13 protein-coding genes and 1 pseudogene are annotated in these 17,251 nt (G+C 62.2%); 10 read left to right on the top strand and 4 right to left on the bottom strand.

Annotation, left to right across the window (positions count from 1 at the left end):
• Positions 1-112 precede the first annotated feature (112 nt).
• From E3374_RS09970 to E3374_RS09960, 3 genes are all read left to right on the top strand, one after another.
• Positions 113-1,906 carry a spermidine synthase gene (locus E3374_RS09970; RefSeq protein ID WP_136688933.1) on the top strand — a complete coding sequence of 598 codons (1,794 nt, stop codon included), beginning with the start codon at positions 113-115 and terminating at the stop codon, positions 1,904-1,906.
• Complete coding sequence (locus tag E3374_RS09965) at positions 1,903-2,442, top strand: DUF2617 family protein (protein ID WP_136688932.1); 540 nt, start codon at positions 1,903-1,905, stop codon at positions 2,440-2,442. Before E3374_RS09970 ends, E3374_RS09965 begins: the two co-directional genes overlap by 4 nt.
• A gap of 110 nt (positions 2,443-2,552) precedes the next feature.
• Entirely contained in the window at positions 2,553-4,730 is a 2,178-nt protein-coding gene (locus E3374_RS09960; protein WP_136688931.1) for a pentapeptide repeat-containing protein, read from the top strand.
• On the opposite strand, the gene E3374_RS09955 is transcribed toward E3374_RS09960, so the two are convergent.
• Positions 4,725-6,824, bottom strand: a complete 2,100-nt coding sequence (locus E3374_RS09955) for a DEAD/DEAH box helicase (protein ID WP_136688930.1) — start codon at positions 6,822-6,824, stop codon at positions 4,725-4,727. The genes E3374_RS09960 and E3374_RS09955 overlap by 6 nt on opposite strands.
• Positions 6,825-6,971: 147 nt before the next feature.
• Between E3374_RS09955 and E3374_RS09950 the strand changes: the two genes are divergently transcribed.
• The gene (locus E3374_RS09950; protein ID WP_136688929.1) at positions 6,972-8,216 is read left to right on the top strand and encodes a CBS domain-containing protein; all 1,245 of its coding nucleotides are present in this window, start codon (positions 6,972-6,974) and stop codon (positions 8,214-8,216) included.
• 17 nt (positions 8,217-8,233) lie between these two features.
• On the opposite strand, the gene E3374_RS09945 is transcribed toward E3374_RS09950, so the two are convergent.
• Together E3374_RS09945 and E3374_RS09940 are read right to left on the bottom strand one after the other, a co-directional pair.
• On the bottom strand, positions 8,234-8,737 hold the full coding sequence (locus tag E3374_RS09945; protein WP_136688928.1) for a 2'-5' RNA ligase family protein: 504 nt from the start codon (positions 8,735-8,737) through the stop codon (positions 8,234-8,236).
• 75 nt (positions 8,738-8,812) lie between these two features.
• A complete protein-coding gene (locus E3374_RS09940) occupies positions 8,813-8,992 on the bottom strand; it encodes a DUF7554 family protein (RefSeq protein WP_136688927.1) in 180 nt (59 codons plus the stop codon).
• A 285-nt stretch (positions 8,993-9,277) separates the two neighbouring features.
• Between E3374_RS09940 and E3374_RS09935 the strand changes: the two genes are divergently transcribed.
• Positions 9,278-10,153, top strand: a complete 876-nt coding sequence (locus E3374_RS09935; RefSeq protein WP_136688926.1) for a hypothetical protein — start codon at positions 9,278-9,280, stop codon at positions 10,151-10,153.
• A 370-nt stretch (positions 10,154-10,523) separates the two neighbouring features.
• Here the strand turns inward: E3374_RS09935 and E3374_RS09930 are convergent.
• Positions 10,524-11,950: pseudogene (locus E3374_RS09930) on the bottom strand (RNA-guided endonuclease InsQ/TnpB family protein).
• A gap of 511 nt (positions 11,951-12,461) precedes the next feature.
• Between E3374_RS09930 and E3374_RS09925 the strand changes: the two are divergent.
• From E3374_RS09925 to argC, 5 genes are read left to right on the top strand one after another with little or no spacing between them, the layout of a single operon-like run.
• A complete protein-coding gene (locus tag E3374_RS09925) occupies positions 12,462-13,685 on the top strand; it encodes an argininosuccinate synthase (RefSeq protein WP_136688925.1) in 1,224 nt (407 codons plus the stop codon).
• A 3-nt stretch (positions 13,686-13,688) separates the two neighbouring features.
• Positions 13,689-15,182: an argininosuccinate lyase gene (argH, locus tag E3374_RS09920; protein WP_136688924.1), complete on the top strand. Its 1,494-nt coding sequence runs from the start codon at positions 13,689-13,691 to the stop codon at positions 15,180-15,182.
• Positions 15,175-15,309 carry a hypothetical protein gene (locus E3374_RS17865; protein ID WP_282568464.1) on the top strand — a complete coding sequence of 45 codons (135 nt, stop codon included), beginning with the start codon at positions 15,175-15,177 and terminating at the stop codon, positions 15,307-15,309. The genes argH and E3374_RS17865 overlap by 8 nt, the downstream gene beginning before the upstream one ends.
• Entirely contained in the window at positions 15,306-16,181 is an 876-nt protein-coding gene (gene lysX, locus E3374_RS09915) for a lysine biosynthesis protein LysX (RefSeq protein ID WP_136688923.1), read from the top strand. Before E3374_RS17865 ends, lysX begins: the two co-directional genes overlap by 4 nt.
• Positions 16,181-17,239, top strand: a complete 1,059-nt coding sequence (gene argC / locus E3374_RS09910; RefSeq protein WP_136688922.1) for an N-acetyl-gamma-glutamyl-phosphate reductase — start codon at positions 16,181-16,183, stop codon at positions 17,237-17,239. Before lysX ends, argC begins: the two co-directional genes overlap by 1 nt.
• Positions 17,240-17,251 lie beyond the last annotated feature (12 nt).

Here is a 17,251-nt window from a genome sequence, read left to right as displayed (position 1 = left end):
CCCGGTCGATCTGGCCGACTGCGTTCGGGATCACCCTGACGGGCGGGAGAACGGCGGAGAAAGGCTAGCCGAATACCGTGAGAGACAGTGAGTGAAACGGGGGAATAACGGAATGATACAGAAAGCAGTGACCGACAGACGCGTCACGCTGGGGTTGACCTTCGTCGTCGCGTTCTGTTCGATCGCCTACGAGCTCGTCTATTCGGAACTGCTGACAGTCTTCTACGGCGGGACAGTCCTTCGATATTCGATCACGATCGGGCTGTATCTGTTCTCGATGGGCGTCGGGGCGTTACTCTCGACGCATCTGGACGATCCGGTCGAGAACTTCCTCAGGACCGAAGTGTATCTCGCGGTTGCGGGACCCGCCGGTGCGGGTGTGATAATCCTCCTGAACTCGTTTCCGGACGTGACCTTCGCGGCCAAGCCGACGCTCACACTCGCGGCGGCCCACATCCCGATCCTCGTTGTCGGAGTGCTCTCAGGGTTCGAGATTCCACTGTTGAATACCCTCCTCGCGGAGCGCGAACAGACGGTCTTTGCCGCGCTCGGTCGACTCTATCCCCGATCGGTGCTCCGGCGACTCCTGGGAGTTGGCTTCGACGTATCCGAGGCCGACCAGGAGTCGTTCTCGGAAGTGCTGGGGGTCGATTACCTCGGGAGTCTGGCGGGAACCGTGATCTATGCCCTCCTGTTGTTCCCGACCTACGGGCTGGTCGTGACGGTCCTCGTACTCGGCCTGCTAAACGCACTCGCAGCACTGACGTTCGCTGGCTGGACACTGTGGGGCCGGGCATGGGTTGGAAACGCCGGGGAAACACACGCCGAGACGACCGGAGAGAACCACGGGGGGTTCAGTGCGGACGGCGGCCAGCAATCCGGATCCGGGGCGGGCGATGATCGATGGGCCTGGCGGCCGATACTGCTGGTCGCATTGGTGGTGACTGGTGGCTACGCGGGACTGGTCGCCAACGCCGGCGCGGTCGACAGTGCAGTGACTGGCGCGTACATCGGCGATCGAATCGAAAGCGACTATCGTCCCGGCCGCGCGGACATCACTGTCGAGTCCTTCGACCGGACGCCCTACCAGCGCGTGACGCGCTACCAGCGGACGATTGCGGGCCACGAGGACGCAGAGATCTGTCTCCGCCTCGATCGGGCGATCCAACTGTGTGATAGCTGGGTCGATTCCTACCACAGCGGGCTGGTTGACGTGCCCATGAGTGCCTTCGAGAATCCCTCGTCGGTTGATGTGTTGCTCGTCGGCGGCGGCGACTACGTGGCCGTCAAACACCTGCGGCGCTACGGCGTCAGCGTCGACCAGGTCGACATCGACGGGGAGTTCATGCGGATGGCCCGCCAGCGTAAGTACTTGCGGCAGTTCAACGACGGAGCCTACAGGTACGAGAGACTGAACACCACCACTGGCGACGCGTTCACGTACCTGCGACAGACCGACGAGCGCTACGATCTGGTGATACTCGACGTCCCAGGCGCACGCAACGACGATTCCATGCGGCTGTACTCGAGTGAGTTCTATCGACTCCTCAATCGGCATCTCACTGATCGTGGTATTGCGGTCACCTGGACTTATTCCTCGAATTTCTACGGCCAGCATCACAAGACCCTCGTGAACACCCTCAGAGCAGCGGGATTCGACCGCCACCTGCCATACGCAGTCTATGAGGACTTCGATGACGACGGCGAGCGCGAGCGCGGTGAGCAGTTCTATCTGCTCTCGGACGATGCGATGCCGACGCCCGACATCTCACGATCGCGGAGTGAATTTCTCGATGAGACAGCCGAGGAATACGACGGCTGGGAGTGGCAACCGCTGACCCGCTACCGCGGTGTGGAGCCGAACAGCGTCTTCGATCCCAACTACGACATCATCGTCGACAAATGACTCGATCCACCCTCCAATTCGTCCACAGTACCGAGCCGCCATCGATCGACCTCCAGGTGTTCGACTCGCTGACGACCCGCGTGCTGGGGACGTCATTCACGTTCCGAGTTATCGGGAGTTCCCATTACATCAGCGCTCCAGCCTACGACTTTCACGAGTTGGTCTCCTGTGAGCAGTTGTCGGGTGACGCAGGTGAGCGGATCGCCCTAGACGGCCCACAGCAAGACAGTGACGGCCACAGTTCGACAGCTATCAGCCTCGAGTATGAAACGGAACGCGTACGCTGTGAAACGAAAATCGAGCGGCGTCCACTGGCGACGTTCCCCGCCGACGCGACGTTCGATCTCGCCTACTGGTTCGAGGAAGACGCCGCGACGACGGTGACTATCGGGGCGACGGGCTACGAAACCTACCACACCTATCCGGAATTCGACCTCGCGCTCTATACGCGGACGAGCTTCGAGCCCGTTCCCAACCCCGATCCAACGGACCGGGAGCCGAATGAACGTCAGCCGATGGGCCACCCGACCGATTGAGACGGCGTCGGTCGTTCGATCACCCTGCTTGATCCGCTTATCAGTATGGGTCTGTTTGACACAGCAGCGAGTGCGAACCTATATATTAAGAGTCATCCTACAGCGCGGATATGTCTGACGGGAAGAAACTCAGTGACGGGGATCACGGGGGCCCGAGGTCGACGGACCTGACCCGGGAATTGGAGATTCTCCGGCTTTCACCGGCCGAGCGTCGGGACCGGGGAATCGACGAACAGACGGTCAGTGAGGCGTTTCTCGTAGTGGCACGTCGGGGCAACGCCGAACAGAAGGATCTGCGTGGTATTACGTTACCAGCGCTCGATCTCGACCGACAACGGCTGGAAGGTGTCGACAAACATCCGATCGATCTACGGGAGGCAACGATCGAAGGACCGATCTCGGCGGCGTTCGCGACGATCGGTCTCCCGATCCGTCTCGATGGGGCGACAGTCGGCGGGTTTGACTTCAGGAACGCGCGGTTCACCGGGCGGTTGTCGGCATCGAACCTCACAGTCACCGGTGAAATCGACGCCTTCGAGGCACGCTTCGACGGGAACGTGTGTTTCGACGGTGTGACGTTCGAGGCACCGGTTCGGTTCGATGATGCAGTCCTGGACAACGACGTGGACTTCGACGACGGAACCTTCCAGGCCCGGGCCGCGTTCCGGGGAACCGAGTTCCACGGCGATTCGAACCAACTCGACGACAACACCAGCTTCACCGGTGCCACGTTTCGTGGCCGTGCCGACTTCACACAGGCGGAGTTCGGGTGCGTCCACTTCGAAGATGTTCGGTTCGCGAGCGAGGCCGTCTTCGAAGAGACTGCCTTGACTGGCGACGTGGAATTTACCCGGGCCGTCTTCGACTCGCTCGCGAACTTCGACGAGGCGCGCTTTGGCGAGGACACCGACTTCGCCTCCGTCGAGTTCCAGGCCGACGCGAGTTTCAGGGGCACGGCGTTCGCGGGCGGTCAACGCGCCCTCGAAGCCGACCTGACGTTCGCCGGGGCCCAGTTCCACGGCGAAGCGAACTTCCAGTGGGCGCGGTTCCGCGGCGCACAGTTGCAGACCGTCGAGATCGATGGCCGGGCCGACTTCGAGAACGCACGTTTCGACGGCGACGCTGTCTTCGAGGGCGCTATCTTCCGGGACGAGGCCGACTTCGACGAGGCCCATTTCGGCGGCGACGTCAGCTTCAGCAACGTCCGCTTCGAAGCGAGGTGTACCTTCCGGGGCGCCGAATTCACCGGCGACGACAACTTCCTCGAGGACGACGCCACCTTCGCCAACGCCTACTTCGGGACTGACGCCTACTTCCACGACGCCGAGTTTACGTCCGCGAACTTTGCCGAGACCTTCTTCGGCGGGAAAATTGATTTCAGCGGGTGTACCTTCAGCGATCGCGTCGACTTCGAGGCCACTCAGATCGATGGCGATGCCTTCGTCGACTTCTCCCGGGCCTCGATCAAGGGCGGCCGGATCGGCCAGCCCGCCGACGGGTGGGTACGCTACGATATGACCCTGGCCAGCGTTGGCGACCTCGAACTCACGGTCGAGAAACAGTCCGATTCCCAGGAGCTGCTGGATTACTTTCGGTTCTGCCGGACGGAGTTCGACGAGTTCTCGGACTTCGAATTCGACTTCAGCGACCACCGGGATTACCTCGATCGAAACAGTTGGGACCTCCACACCTTCGATGAGCCACCCGAAGCCGAGCCCGATTACGAACTGGAGATGACACCTGAGGCGGTCGAGACGACGTACCTCAAGGCCAAACAGGCGGCCGCCGAGGCCGGTGACATGAAAGTCGCGGGCGAATTCCGGGTCAAGCGCCAGCAATACAGCCGCCGGAAGAACCTCGAAGTCATTCGAGACGCCTCCGCTGGGCTCTCGACTCGCGTCAAAAACGCCGGTCGTGCCTTCGAGAATTACTTCCTCGGTGCGACGTGTGGCCACGGAATGCGGCCGATCCGGATCGCGCTCGCGTTCGTGGTTGCTCCGGTCCTGTACGTCTTTCCGTACGTCTTCGGTGGATCATTGTTCCAGACAGGGGCGGCCGACGGCAAGCAGATCGCACTGGCAAACATCGGGCAGGTGTTCTCTCCGGAAGGACTGACGATCCTCTTCGAAAACGCCCGCCTCAGCTACATTTCCTACACGACGATCGGGTACGGCGTGATGGACCCGAAGGGACCGGCCGCCGTCGTACTGGCGGTCAGCGAGGCCTACCTGAGCGTCATCCTCTCGGCGCTGTTGATCTACGCGCTGGTCAAACGCTCGGAGCTATAGCTCCTCGTCTGCGAGTTCCGTCTCGGCGACGATTTCGAAGGGATCCATCCCCTTGCGGATCCCGTCGAGTAGCAGAAACGCCCGGTCGGGCGAGAGGAAGTGCCGCGTCACGGCTCGACCCATCGGGGTCGGTTCCAGCCCGTCGATGAACTCGTACTCCAGTAACTTCCCGAGGGCGTGCTTGGTCGGGACATCCCCGAGCATCCGATCGTTGAGTCGCTTGGCAGCACTGCCCGCGACGACGATGTTCGCCAGCGTCTCCTCGACGGCCGCACTCTCGTCGTAGAGACTCGTCACCGGTTCCATCTCCCCCTTGAGGAGTTTGAACGCGACCTCGTCCTCGGTCATCTCCTGGCTGTTGTGATAGACGCCGTCGGGTTCGACCAGCAGATAGACGGTGCCCTTATCGTGGTAGTCCGGTCGGCCCGCCCGTCCGAGCATCTGGGAGAACTCCTGGACAGTGAGCCACTCGATACCCATCGCCAGGGAGTCGAAGATGACCTGGGAGGCCGGGAAGTCGACACCCGCTGCCAGGGCCGCCGTGGTCACGACTGCGGCCAGTTCCTGGTCGGCGAACATCGACTCCACTTTCCCGCGGCGGCTGTTGTCCAGTCCGGCGTGATACGGCGCGGAAGAATACTCCAGCCGGCGGGAGATCTCGTGACAGCGCCGCCTAGAGTTGGTGAAGATGATCGTCTGGCCGCGATACCCCTTCGAGGATTTCGAGTCGAACGCGCGTCTGACGAGTTTGCTCTCGATGTCGACCTTCTCGTAGTCGTCGGCGAAGGTGACGTGGCGCTCGATCGGGACCGGGCGCTCCTCGAACTCGATGAGTTGGGCCTCCAGGGACTCGGCAAGCGACCCAGGGTTGCCGACGGTCGCCGAGAGGTAGATCCACTGCGTGTCGCCAGGGCTCGCGGCAGTTCCATCCCAGGTCGCGTCATCCCCCCGACCGTCGCGCGCGGCTGTCCGCCCATCCGCCTCACAATAGTACTTCAGCCGGGAGATGAGGCCATCGAGGCGGTGGCCCCGCTCGCCCTCCCCGAGCGTGTGGACCTCGTCGATGACGACCGTCCCGATCTCGCCGAGGTCGTGACCGACCCGGAGCGCATGATCGATCCCCTCGTAGGTCCCGACGATCACGTCGGCGCTGGGATCAAAGCCGCCGCCCTCGCCACGGATACGACTCGATCCCACCCGGAGACTTACGTCCACGATGTCGCCGTACTCCGCCTGGAAGTCCTGATACTTCTGGTTTGCAAGCGCCACTAGCGGGACGAGAAAGAGCATCTTTCCCTTCCCGTTGAGCACGCGATCGATCCCGGCCATCTCGCCGATCAGGGTCTTGCCCGTCGCAGTCGCGGAGACGACCAGTTGATCCTGGCCCGCTGTGACGCCGTGTTCGACCGCGAGGCTCTGAACCGGCAGGAGTTCGTCGAACTGCGATTCGAGCTTTTGTTGCATTCCCGGATGGAGAGAAAGAGAGTCCGTCGGGACGAGCTCGACGTCCTCGACGGTGGCGCTGATCTCGTCGAACTTCGTGAGTTCCGGGTCGAGTTCGCCCGAGAGAAGCTTCGTGATGCGTTCGAGGTCCTGGACCTCCAGCAGAAGTTCTTCCAGTCGATCGCGGGCGGTCCCGGTCACGTCGCCGTGATAAGCGAGTTCGCGTTCGAGTTCGGCGATCGCACAATCGGGACATATCTCCTCGCCGTCAGCCGCAATCGCGGTCTCGCTCGTGATCGGCGAGTACTCCCCCGAGGAGGCACAGTACCGGCAGGTCCGGACGACCTTGGCGTCCAGCTGGTAGGCCTCAAGCATCTCGCGGGCGACGCGTCGTCCCCGCGGCGAGGTCTGTTCGGAGACACGGATCCGTTCAGCCCGGCGGGCGAGTTCGACGAACTGGTCGGGGCTGCGGAGGTCTTCCTGGCTACCGCGCTGGACCCGGAGGCGTGCGGGTCGGGGACCGGCCGAGGTCTCCTTGATCTCCAGCCGACCGCCCAGAACCCGCTGTCCGTCCTGCTGGACGACTACCCGGAAGTCCTCGCCGTCCTCGTGGAGGAACAGCGTGTCGACGGCCGAAAGCTGCTGGGACACACCTCCACGTGGGGCAGGGCGGTACTTGAGTCGCTCGGACCCGGCGTCGGTGACGGGTTCGATCCGCCCGGCAGTACCAGCCCGGATCAGTCGGCAGTCCCGTCTGTGACACGGGTTCTTAAGAGACTCCCGCGAGTAGACCGCACCATGCGACGTTTCCGGATCGGCAGCGCGTTCGGGATCCCGATACAACTGGATCTGACGTTCCTGCTCGTGCTCCCGCTTTTCGCCTGGCTCATCGGCGCACAGGTCGGGCAGTCCGTCGAGTTGATGAACGAGGTCTGGGGGGCCGGCATCCCCGTCGAACCGCTGTCCAGCGGACAGCTCCCGTGGCTGCTCGGGATCGCGGCGGCCGTCGGGCTGTTCGTCTGTGTCGTCCTCCACGAACTCGGCCACTCCCTGACGGCGATGCGTTTTGGCTTCCCGATCTCCTCGATCACGCTGTGGCTGTTCGGCGGGATCGCCCAGCTCGACGAGATGCCGGAGGACTGGAAACAGGAGCTGTTCATCGCGCTCGCGGGACCGCTCGTCAGCGTCGCCCTCGCAGGGCTTTCCTACGCCGGGTTCTGGCTCGTCCCGACGGGCGATTCGGTCGGGATTGCTTCCGTGAAGTTCCTGCTCGGGTACCTCGCGCTGATGAACATTGTGCTGGCGGTCTTCAACATGATGCCGGGGTTCCCGATGGACGGCGGACGGGTCCTCCGAGCCCTGCTGGCCAGGAATCGTCCGTACGCTCGCGCGACCCAGATCGCCGCGGAGGTCGGCAAGCTCTTTGCCCTCCTGTTGGGCCTGTTCGGTCTGTTCGGCGGTGGCGGACTCTTCCTGGTCGCCATCGCCTTTTTCATCTACATCGGCGCCTCAGGCGAGGCCCAAATGACGACGATGAAAGCCGCCTTCGAGGGTGTGGCCGTCAGGGACGTGATGACGCCGGCCGATCGCGTCCAGTCGGTCGACCCCGAGCTGTCGGTCGCCGAACTGATGGAGCTGATGTTCCGCGAGCGTCACACCGGCTTCCCCGTCGTCGAGAACGACCAGATCCTCGGGCTGGTCACCTTAGAGGACGCCCGCGCGGTCCGGGAGGTCGAACGCGAGGCGTTCAGGACAGAGGAAGTGATGACGACGGACCTGAAATCGATCCACCCGGACGAGAACGCCATGACGGCCCTGACGCGGATGCAGGAGAACAACATCGGCCGACTGATCGTCATGGAAGACGACGAGTTCGTCGGACTGATCACCCGCTCGGACCTCATGACGGCGCTTTCCATCATAAAGGAGAGCGGCCGTAACACCGTGGCGGGCGGACGGACACTGAGTAACGGCGTGCCGACGACGTTGTCCCAGGAAGACGAACAGGAAGCGAGTCGGGAAGACCGCCGCTTCGAGGACTGAAACTGACGGACGACGTGTCAGGCCGGCAGCGAGACGCTACTGGCAGGTTCTCCGCGTCTGGCGTCACGGACGGTGAGTCGCGTCACCGTCCAAGTGATCGGCTCGATCGAGCGCTCAGTCAAGCGGACTGCCGCGTCGCGGTCGCCACCCCGTGCGATCGTGACGTGAGGGGTGTACTCGTCACCTTCCATCCCCTCGACTGGCGAAAATAGCTCGAGGAGTAGCCCGTGCAGCCGGCGGAGTTCCGGACTCTCGACGGTGAGATAAACGACCGGTGAGGGACCGCTCGTCGCCTCGGCGAAGTAGTCGATCCCGGTCACCCGTGCCTCGAAGGCTGGCTGGCCCGTGAGGTGCTCACGCACCCGGGCGCGAACCCGTGGCACGGATCGCTCTCCCTCGATCCGTTTGAGGACGAGTGTGTGCTCGCCGCGGGATCGTTCCCTGGCCCGTGGCACGTCCCCAGCCAGGTCGCTCGCTAAGCGAGCCACCGAGGAGGGGACCGGGACGTTCAGACTGTACACGTCTCCATGGGAGTGGTCGAGCAGAATAAGCGCGCCGATCGCCTCCAGTCCAGAACGACGTCCGAATGATGCCCATTAGATCCGATCCAGAAGCCACAACACGATCAGGACGACGATGATCAACCCGAGCAGCGGGCGGAACGGCCCGAGCAGCCACGCGAACAGGCCCATGATCTCCGAGACGATCTCGAGGACGATCCAGACCAGAACCAACACGAGGACGATCTTCAGGAGGTCTTCGACGTCGAGGTTCATGTATGAAAGTCCACAGGCGAACAGCATAGGCATTGTGGAAGTATATCAAATATAGAGTGGAAACAGACTCAATAAAGTATTTCAGGAGCCACCGGCGCAATTTTGCCCGATCGCATCCACCGTGTCAAGGTTGATTTTTGATTTATCAGAGGGGATTTGGGGATGTAGGTCATTTTCTCGAAATATACTGATGTGTATGACTTAAATTCACACTACAACTAAAAGGTAGAACAAATGAAAAGATTTAATATATTCCAAAATGGTTTTCTCATTGTTGATTCAAGAATGGCAGATGAAAAAGCCAATCCAAACAGACTAATCCGCGAAAACCAACGAGAGTCGTCAATGCGTTCAAATCGACGATCATTCCTGAAAAGTACGGGCGCTAGCGTACTGGGAGTAACCGGAATCTCATCCTTGTCAATTTCGAGCGTCGCCGATACAGACTCAGACACAAACGGAACAGAGGACGTCGGGATCACAAGTGATGTCGAGGATATGATCCTGCAAGGCGAATTCGAAGAAGCAAGTGATCTGCTTGAAACGAATGACGTCCCACACGGATATGACAAGCAAGTCATTGGACCAGACGGGGAGAAGAAAGTCAGTGCTTCAGATGAGGAAATCAGTCCACAGTGGTTTCATTCGGAATCGACTACCGATATTGCGATCTACCTCTACAAAGAACATGATGACGTTTGGTCGGCTTATGGGAGTATAGCTTTCCATGACGAAGGTGATCCTCCATATTCAAACGGGACTCCGAACAACGTGGCTGACGCGTGTGGCATCGTCTTTGACAGTTCAGAATGGAGCGCTCTCGAACCCAGTGAGGAGGGGGTCAGGTATTTCGACGAAGGGGAGTATAACCCTATTCACGCGGAGCATAATGAATACAATCCGAACTATGGGCCGACAGCCAAAGTCCACCATGAAGTGGGCGGTCCCGCGGAGAAAACCGTCACAATGAGAACTGAACTAACAAGAGTGGATAGCGGAAACGACAATATCCCTGTGCAATTCTCATACGAGCACACCTATGCATTGCTCCCGCTCGGCGGCATCGATGTCAGCATCGCTCTTGGTGCACTTCGGGTCGATCTTCCGTCTGGAGCATCGACTGCTTGGAAGCACGAAGCTACGAAAAAACCACTTGAATAATCAGATTATAACGGTATTACTCCAAATTAGTTCAACAATGGCGGTAAATGATGAAACGGTTGTCGGCGTCCAGCTCTCCATTCTAGGACTCTTTATTGCATGGGTGTTCCAACACTCGGTATTGTTTTATGTCGGGTTCCTATTTGTCATATTTGGTGCGTCTACTACCTTCTATCATGCATTTTCTGATTGAGGAAACAAACGGTGGCAGTGTGGATTACTCGAAGACATTTCCGACAATTGATATTATCGGCCAACAGGGTCGAAGAAAGTCGCTTAAAAATGTCAGCCAGTCGAGACAACTACACTTGAAGATGATTGCTTTTCGATCATGAGTCGAACGTCTTGTAAACTACCCCACCCTACTCGCTCACGGCTTCTTCTCGCGGGCCGCAGGCCCGCTCGAATGGTCCGCGGAACTTCGTTCCGCGCTATCGCCGTTCGCTTCGTTGAGGGTTCCGTCAGACGAGGTCTGACGACGTGGAGGCTGTGAGCCTCCACTGGGGCTTTCGCGTGGACTCCCGCTCTGGCCGAAATCTTCGGCAGGAGGTTCATACTCTCCGTTCGCGTTCAACGTCCCGCGATTCAAGCACACGCCTACGGGTGCGCCTCCGCCGTCCCCAGTTTGGTTACGGCGGAGATACCGCAAGCCGATGTTCTTGGCGGCGTTGTAGTCGGCGTGGTTCTCGTAGCCGCATTTCAGACACTCGAAGTCCTCGCCGTCGCGGTTGTCTGGGTGCGTGAACCCACAGTGTGAACAACGGCGTGATGTATTCTCTGGGTCCACCTGCTCCACGTCGATACCGTGGAGTTCGGCCTTGTATTCGACGTACTCGTACAACCGCTCGAACGCCCACTTGTGCCCCCACGAGGCACCGGATAGGCGGTCGCGGATGCCGGTCAACTCCTCGAAGGCGATGACCGTACAACCGTTCTCGACGGCTTCCTCAATGATGCCGTTCGCAATCCGGTGGAGCATCATCTTGAACCGACCCGTCTCCTTGCGACCGACCGCTTGGATGTTCTCGTGAGCGTGACGTGAGCCACACCGTTGGAGTGAGGCTCGGCGTTTCTCGTACTCCCGTCGCCAGTGGTCGAACTCGTTCCCGCTCCAGAACGTGCCCGTTGACGTGACCGCGAGTTGGTTCACACCGAGGTCAACGTCCTCAGAAATCTTCGATTTCTGATGGGCTGCACAAGAGCTTCGCTCTTGTGAACGCCGAGGACTGTGCTGTGCTCGGTCGTTGCCTGCTCCGGCGTGTCCGACTCCACCTCCGCCTTTGTGCGGAGATGAAGGAACCACTCGCCGTCCTTGTTGTGGAGTTCTGCCCCCGTCACCCCGTAGTCGTCGTTGTCGAGATACCGACTGTGAGGTGTGTCGCGGCCGCCGTCTGGTAGGACGTACTGGGCTTCGATGCGTCCGTCTATCGTGGCGAGGGAAACATGGTCGTCGTGGAAGGTCGCACACCGCTTGTCGTAGACAACGGTCGGCTTCGAGAAGTGTGGTTTGCCAGCATACTCACCTTGCTTCCAACGAGCAACGACGCCCTGTACGGCGTCGGCGGCCTTGTTGCGGGCGTTCTGGACGAGATTCGCGTGTAACCGGGTCCGGTCGCGCACGTCGTCGTAGGTTTCCTCCTGCAACTGGACCTTGCTTGTGGTCTTGTAGTTGCCTTGCCAAGCGTGGTCAACGACGTAGTTGGCAGCCCATAGAAACTCATCGACTGTCTCGCGGAGAAGTGCGGCGTCGTCGCTGTCCACGTCGAGTTTCACCGGGACAGTACGCCGCACCTCCATACGTCAGATGTATGGCTGGTAGTTTATCAGCGTTGGGGAGAAAGGGCGGCAACAGTCCGTGGTATGTTTCGGGGTTGTCGGCTTCTGCGCGCGGGCTCCGCCCGCTCGCACGGCCCGAGGCGCGTAGCGCCTCGCTGTCCTCTCCGGCCTACTCACGTCGTCCTTCCGACTGTCGTCGGAAGTCCTCGCTTCTTGAGGCCGGAGGCTCCGCCTCGAAACTGCTGACCACTCGCCAGATTGTTCGATTCCGCTCTTCAATCTGAATTGAAGCTTTCAACAGAAACCCGGAAGATATTAGTACCGCTTGCCGGATATTCCGGGGTACATGACGCCGATCCACCGGTCCGGCGCGAGCGTGTTCGGGACCGGCGGGTCCGTCTCCCTTCTCCGACGACGACCGGGCCGTTAGGCCCGAATATATCCACATCCAGACCGGTTTCGCATCGCTTTCATCGCCGCCCACCGTCGGGTTTCGGGGCGGTCATCGTTCACCCGACAGCTCACAGTACCCATGTCACAACAGGACGGAAACGGAACGGTCGCGCTCGCCTTCTCCGGCGGGCTCGACACCACAGTCTGCGTACCGCTGCTCAAGGAAGAATACGGCTACGACGACGTCATCGGCGTCACGGTCGACGTCGGCCAACCCGACTACGAGTTCGACGAGGCCGAGGAGACCGCCGAGGCCCTCGGTCTCGATCACTACGTCGTCGACGCGACGGAGGAGTTTGCCGACCTCTGTCTCGACGCAGTGAAGGCCAACGCCGACTACCAGGGCTACCCGCTGGGAACCGCACTCGCACGGCCGGTTATCGCCGAAGGGATCGCCGAGGTCGCCAGAGAGCAGGGCTGTAGCGCCCTCGCTCACGGCTGCACCGGGAAAGGCAACGACCAGTTGCGCTTCGAGGCCGTCTGGCGAGACACCGACATGGAGGTCATCGCGCCGATCCGCGAACTCGGACTCACCCGCGAGTGGGAGAACGAGTATGCCGAGCAGAAGGGCCTGCCCGTCGAGGGCGGGGCCGGCGGTCGCTACTCCATCGACACGAACCTCTGGAGTCGCTCGATCGAGGGGTCGGAACTCGAAGACCCCGCGACGATCCCAGAGGACGATATCTACCTCTGGACGGACAATCCCTCCGGCAAGCCGGCCGAACTCGTCGAGATCAGCTTCGAGGACGGCACCGCGGTCGCGGTCGACGGCGAAAAAATGGGATCGGTCGAACTCATCGAGGCGCTCAACGAACGTGCCGGCGCACACGGGATCGGCCGGACGGACATGATGGAAGACCGGATGCTCGGCCTCAAAGTGCGTGAGAACTACGAGCACCCCGCCGCGACGGTCCTGCTGACGGCCCACGAGGCCTTAGAGGGACTCGTCCTCACCGCCGAGGAGCGCCAGTTCAAGACCACCATCGACCAGCGCTGGTCCGAGAAGGCCTACGAGGGACTGATCGACGCACCCCTCGTGAAGGATCTCGAAGGATTTATCGACGAAACACAGTCCCGCGTCACCGGGACGGTGACGGTCAAACTCGAAGGCGGCCACTGTCGGGCCGTCTCGCGTGAATCCGACTACTCGGTGTACAGTGAGTCGGCAGCCTCGTTCAACGAGGAGGCCGTCACCGGCGGGATCACGCAGGACGATGCGACGGGCGTCGCCAAGTACCACGGGTTCCAGTCGCGCCTGGCCAAGGGAGTTACCGAGTCCCTGACCGACGACGGCGAGGAGTAAGCCATGCCCGAGGAACCCACGGACGGCAGTACAAACGACGACGGCGATGCTGGCGACGGGAGCGTCGTCCGCCGGGAGCGCTTCAGCGGCGGCCCCGCCCGGGGGTTCCTCTCGTCGCTAGGGGCTGATCGGCGCATCTTCGCCGCGGATCTGGCGGTCGATCGCGCCCACGTCGTCATGCTCGCCGAACAGGGAATCGTCGATGCGCACACAGCCGGCAAGATCCTGGCCGCCCTCGACGAGATCGAAGACGCTGGACACGACGAACTGCCGGACGGCGAGGATGTCCACGAGGCCATCGAGACGGCCGTAATCGACCGCGTCGGCCCCGACGGCGGTCGGATGCACACCGCCCGCTCGCGCAACGACGAGGTGGCGACCTGCATCCGCTACCGCCTACGTGAGGACCTCCTCGACGCGATCGAGGCGACACTCGAAGCGCGGGGCGCACTGATCGAGACCGCCGAAGCCGAGCGCGAGACAGTCATGCCGGGCTTTACGCACCTCCAGCCGGCCCAGCCGACGACCGTCGCTCACTGGGCGCTGTCCTACGAGCGCGCGCTGGCCCGCGAGACCGCTCGCCTGTTCGAGGCCTACGACCGCACGAACCAGTCGCCGCTCGGTGCGGCCGCATTCGCAGGCACGCCCTTCGACATCGACCGCGAGCGGACAGCCGAGTTGCTGGGCTTCGATGGCACGATGGCCAACGCGATGGACGCCGTCTCGGCACGGGACTTCCTCGTGGAGTCGACCGCTGCCCTGGCGTCCCTGGCGACGACCCTCTCGGGACTTGCCGAGGACGTCGTGATCTACGCGAAGTCGGGATACGTGGAGGTTGACGACGCCTACGCCTCGACCTCCTCGATCATGCCACAAAAAAAGAATCCCGACACGCTGGAACTTGTCCGGGCACGTGCGGGCGACGCTGCGGCGGGCCTCAACGGCCTGCTGACGACGCTGAAGGGACTCCCGCGGGCGTACAACCGTGACCTCCAGCGGGCCGGCGGGCACGCCTGGCGGGCGATCGACGGCGTCAGCGAGGCGACGGAGGTCGCGGCCGGTGCAATAGCCACGGCCGACTGGAACGACGACGCGCTGGCGGATGCGGCAGGCGAGGGGTTCTCGACGGCGACGGGCGTCGCCGACGCGCTGGCGATGGCGGGCGTCCCGTTCCGGACGGCCCACGAAGTCGTCGCGAGCGCGGCACAAGCGGCCGGCGAGACGGACTTCCAGACGCTTGACGCCGCCACGCGGAAAGTACTCGATAAATCATTGACTGAGTTCGTCGACCGCGAAACGGTCGAGGCAGCGATCGATCCCGCCGAGAGTGTCGCCAGTCGTGACTCGGCCGGCGGCCCTGCGCCCGACGCGGTCGCCGACCAGCTTGTGGCTGCCCGGGACGAACACGCGGCCGACAGCGATGCGCTGGCCGATCGCCGGGCGATGCTTGAGGAGGCCAGCGATACGCTCCAGGCGGAGGTACAGACGTATGTCTGAGACGACCACCACAGCGATCCACGCCATGTCCAGGACACCGAGTACGGTATCGCGTCACCCGCCGACCGCCGGCGGAGCAACACCGACAGCCCCGACGACCGCAGGCTCCGGCGGTGAGACGAAATGAACGTCGGATTGCTGTACTCGCGGATCCGCCAGGACGAGAAGCTGCTCCTCTCGGAGTTGCGCGAGCGCGACCACGAGGTCACAAAGATCGACGTACGCAAGCAACGCTTCGGCCTCGATTCGCCCCCGGCGGATTTCGAGGGCGTCGACGTGGTCCTCGATCGCTGTCTGGCGACGAGCCGGAGTCTCTACGCGACGGAGTTTCTGGACGCCTACGACATCCCCGTCGTCAACAGTCACGAGACGGCCGAGACCTGTGCCGACAAGGTGACCAACAGCCTCGAACTGCAGAAAGCCGGCGTTCCGACCCCGAAGACGGAAGTCGCCTTCACCAAGGACACGGCCCTGGAGATCATCGAGGACTTCGGCTATCCCTGCGTGCTCAAGCCCGTCATCGGCTCGTGGGGCCGCCTGATGGCAAAGATCGACACCCGCGACGCTGCCGAGGCGATCCTCGAACACAAGGCCACCCTGGGCCACTACGAGCACAAGGTCTTCTACGTCCAGGAGTTCGTCGCAAAGCCCGGCCGGGACATTCGCGTGCTGGCGACCGACGGCGAACCGATCGCGGCGATGGTCCGCTCCTCGGACCACTGGCTGACCAACGCCGCGAAGGGTGCCGAGACCGACGCCTTCGAACTCGACGACCGCGCCGGAGAGTTGGTCGCCGAGGCGAGCGAGGCCGTCGGCGGCGGATTGTTGGGAATCGACTTGATGGAGACGGGAGCAGACGAAGATGGGAATCCGACGGGATACACCGTCCACGAAGTCAATCACACCGTCGAGTTTAAGGCGCTGAACGACGCCGTCGAGACGGACGTGCCCGGCCAGGTCGTCGACTGGCTGGAGACGAAAGCGGAGGTGAGCGAGTGATGGCCGCGAGCGAGGGAGAGGCGTCACTCACTGCCTCGGTCGTCGGTGCGAGCGGCTTCACCGGCGGCGAACTCCTGCGGTTGCTCGCCGGCCACCCCGACTTCGAGATCGCGCAGGCGACGAGCCGCTCGAAAGAGAACAAGACGATCGGGCACGTCCACCCGAACCTCCGCGAGCTGGACCTGCGGTTCAGTTCGCCCGAGGACCTGGAGTCGGTGGAAATGCTGTTCGCGGCGACGCCCCACGGCGTCTCGATGGAGCACATCGACGCGTTCCAGGACGCCGCCGACACCGTGGTCGATCTCTCGGCGGACTTCCGCCTCGACTCGGAAGCGCAGTACGACGAGTGGTACGACGGCCACAGTCGCCCCGAATTGCTGGCCGACGCCGAGTACGCGCTCCCGGAACTCAACCGCGAGAACCTGGCCGGCGCGGACCTGATCGCCTCCGGCGGCTGTAACGCCACGGCGACGATCCTCGGCCTGCTGCCGCTGTTCGAGAACGACGTGCTCACCGGCGACGAACAGATCGTCGTCGACGTGAAAGTCGGGTCCTCGGAAGGTGGCGCAGGGGGCGGCGAGGCCTCAAGCCATCCCGAGCGCTCGGGTGTCGTCCGCCCCTATGCGCCGACGGGCCACCGCCACGAAGCCGAGATCGAGCAGTTCCTCGGGACGAGCGTCTCCTTTACCGTCCACGCGGTGGAAATGATCCGCGGCGCGAGCGCGACGATCCACGTCTTCCCCGAAGAACCTGTCTCGAAGGGCGACCTCTGGGGGGCCTACCGCGGCTCGTACGAAGAGGAGCCGTTCGTCCGCATGGTCGCTGGCGGCGGTGGCGTCTATCGGTACCCCGAACCGAAAGCTGTCGCTGGCTCGAATTACGCCGAAGTCGGGTTCGAACTCGACCCCGGAAACAAACGCCTGGTCGTCTTCTCGGCCATCGACAACATGATGAAAGGCTCGGCCGGTCAGGCGGTCCACGCCGCCAACATCGCGCTCGGCCTCGAAGAAACGGCCGGGCTGGACTTCGCGGGAATGCACCCGGTGGGATCACCATGATGGAGGTGTGTC

Source organism: Halorhabdus amylolytica, from assembly GCF_004944975.1.
Taxonomy (GTDB): Archaea; Halobacteriota; Halobacteria; order Halobacteriales; family Haloarculaceae; genus Halorhabdus; species Halorhabdus amylolytica.
The sequence above is the reverse complement of the archived record's forward strand: the minus strand, read 5'-3'. Positions and strand labels throughout refer to the sequence as shown.